Annotated in this window: 2 protein-coding genes; both read right to left on the reverse strand. The window is 56.2% G+C overall.

Annotated elements, in window-relative coordinates; all coding sequences use genetic code 11:
* Positions 1–1,209 (reverse strand): cellulose synthase catalytic subunit (locus I6F09_RS37020; RefSeq protein WP_225143904.1); only part of this gene is annotated, 1,209 nt, incomplete at its 3' end.
* Positions 1,209–2,366: an HlyD family efflux transporter periplasmic adaptor subunit gene (locus I6F09_RS37025; RefSeq protein WP_225173239.1), complete on the reverse strand. Its 1,158-nt coding sequence runs from the start codon at positions 2,364–2,366 to the stop codon at positions 1,209–1,211. The genes I6F09_RS37025 and I6F09_RS37020, both read right to left, overlap by 1 nt.
* Positions 2,367–2,944: the final 578 nt, after the last annotated feature.

A 2,944-nucleotide genomic window follows, 5' to 3' on the forward strand; every position in this document is an offset into this window, starting at 1 on the left:
CGCGTTCACGATGGTGATGCCGAACCACCAGTACAACAGTGGGCAAATCAGGCTGGCAAGCCTGAAGGGAAAAGTGCTGAGCCAGTAGAGCAATGAATCGAGGATCCCGATTCGATGCATCAGACCAAGGCTGCGCATGCCAAAGGGGCTGTATGAGTTGCGGACAATTTGCATCAAGCCGAGGCACCACCGTCCACGCTGAGTAATATACTCTTTCAGTCCTTCGGGAGCCAAACCTTCAGTCAATGGCTCGTTAAGGTACACAGTTTGCCAGCCGTTTTCCGCAAGCTTGAGGGTGAGTAGGAAGTCCTCGGTTACGCTTTGTGTTGGAATCCAGCCAATCTGCTCGACGGCCGGTACCCGCATTACGGATGATGTCCCACAGCAGATGGCAATCCCCCAAGCGTCCCGCGCTGGCTCGACGTTGTCAAAGAAATGACGTTGTTCATCCGGATATGCGGTGCTTATTCCAAGGTTATGTTGGATCGGATCAGGATTGAAGAAGTGCTGCGGGGTTTGCACGAGTGCGACGCTTGGCTCGTGAAACAACGCTAGCGTCCGCTCGATGAAGTCCGCATGGGGAACGAAATCTGCGTCAAGTACAGCGACAAAGACCGGGGGGGCTGGATCGCGGGCGCACGCGCGAAGTGCATGGTTAACGTTTCCCGCTTTAGCGTGCTCCTTATCCGAGCGTGCGAGATATCCGATTTCGTGCAGCTCGCAAAGTTGCCGCACCCAATTCCTGGCGCCGTCGTCGAGGATAAAAATCCGAAGCCGTGGATAGCGGATTTGCGCCGCGCCAATGATCGTGCGCTCGAGCACTTCCGACGGCTCGTTGTAAGTCGTGATAAAGACGTCCACACGCGGCGCTTCTCCAGGCAGCCACCATTCGGAGTACCGGTCTGCTTCTGCCGACCGCTCTTTCACCCGCGACAGTATGAAAAACGCGATGGTAGAGGAAAGCATCGTCAGAGCTTCGAGGATGGCGAATGCCCAACTGAACAGCGCGTCCGCAGTCCAGTCGAGGGGCGCCAGCGTTTCGGTGAAGCGCCAAGCCATATAACGCCAAGACAGTACGGCAGCCGTCCCCAGGAGCAGAGCGCGCCAATACCACTTCATCGGATTGAGAAACGGAAAGACGGTAAGGCAGAGCCCAATTATGAAGGCGGCGCCTGCGAAGGCAGCAACGAGTGGCGACAGCAGAATCATCAGAGTCCGTACCGCGTTATAAAGCGACGGAATTGTGCGATTGGGCCAGCTGTGAAGATGACGCGTCCAGTACGTCCAATCGCGCAGCCGAGATCTGCCTCTCCTGCAAGGTCTGGAACTGTCACTGTGACATCAAAGCGCTGGAGATGTTGCGCACTTGGACCCACAGCAAAATTGGTGTAGAGCGAGGCCGCACCGGATCCGCCAAGGCGGGTTATGGTTCCATTGAAAATACGATCATCTCGAAACAACCGAAATTGCGCGGCCGTTCCCACCGAGAGACCGTCGTAGAGAGATTCGCTGACGCCCGCGGTGACAATCTGGGTACTGCAGTCTACGATCTTGACGAGATCCTGGCCGCGCCGCGCGTATTGGCCATCGTCTATTAGTATGTCCCAGACCAGACCAACGACGCTGGCATTAAGGGTAGCGAAGCTCAGATTATTGACACGAAGACGCTCGGCATCGACTTGCCGGTCGAGCTGTACAATACGTGCTTTCACCTGCTCCTTGTCGACATTTAGCTCGGCCAACCGCTGCTCGAGCTCTCGGATACGTTGGGCCGAGGAGGGAGCGTCGTTATAGGACTCCCCGATGAAGACGCCCTCGCGAGCGGACGTAAGTTCCGTCTCCAAATATTTCACTCGCTGCTGCGCACTCTCCAGTTCTTGCTGCGCGACGTCGTAAGTTGCACGAGCGCGATCCAAATTCGCCGCCGTCTGTACACCACGCGTGCTTAGTTCGTTTGCTCGCTTGCATTCTGCGTCCGCTTGACGAAGGCGTGTGGCCGCAGCGTCTTGAGCTGCTTTCGTTTCGGCAATTCGAGCCTCAATCTGCCGAACCCTTCCGGGCTGGTAATCAGTTGATTGAACATCGAAGCGAGACCTGGATGCGGACAAGGCCTCTCGCTGGCCAACGAGACGGTTGAGCTCGATCTGCTGGTTCGTGCGATCGCGATCAAGCTCAAGAAGCCTCGCGGTATCGAAGCGTTGGTCGTTGATTTCTGCTATGAGCTCGCCGGGACTAATGCGCGCGCCGATGCTCTTTACGGCAAGCGTTACCTTTCCTTCGATTGGGGCGCGAACGATGTAGAGCCGAGCATTGAGTGTAGCGTCCGCCGATGTTCCAGCGAAGTGCTCACCGATAATAACGTACAATCCCACTGCCGACAGGGCCAAGCCGACGATTGCACGTACGAGCCTCATAAGGACATTCCAACTGCATTTATGACGGGAGGGTCGCGCAGCGTATTACTGAGCAGCTACGGCCCAATCGTTTTCGCCTAGGCGACCCTCCGCCTTGCTTTGGATTGCCAAGTCCGCTCGGATGCAAGTGTTAGCGGGTCAGGCGTCATGATCAGACTAACAGGCTGGTAAAGAAGAGCTTCGTGATCTCAGCGGCAGGAGGATCCGTATCGTCAGAAGTGCAAACGGTCATGAATTCATTCCTGCAGTTCCAGCAGCGCCAGAGATCTTGGACCCCCCGCGCACCGATGCGTTCATGCCACTCGAGGTGGACCAATGCAGAGCCACATTGAGGGCAGTTTTTGTGACGTGCTATTGAGACCGACTCCATGTGGCAGCTCGTGTCATTGCGTCAAAAGGCCACAGCCGAAGAAGCGTTAGCGTAGCCGCCGCTTCGTGGTCGGCTGCGGTGGATGCGCCTCTCTGTTCAAACCCTATGCCAACTGCGACAGCTTGATCAGTAAGGGAAAATTTTTCAAGGAAGTGTACCA

The sequence above is a fragment of the Bradyrhizobium sp. IC3195 genome, assembly GCF_020193585.1.
GTDB lineage: Bacteria > Pseudomonadota > Alphaproteobacteria > Rhizobiales > Xanthobacteraceae > Bradyrhizobium > Bradyrhizobium yuanmingense.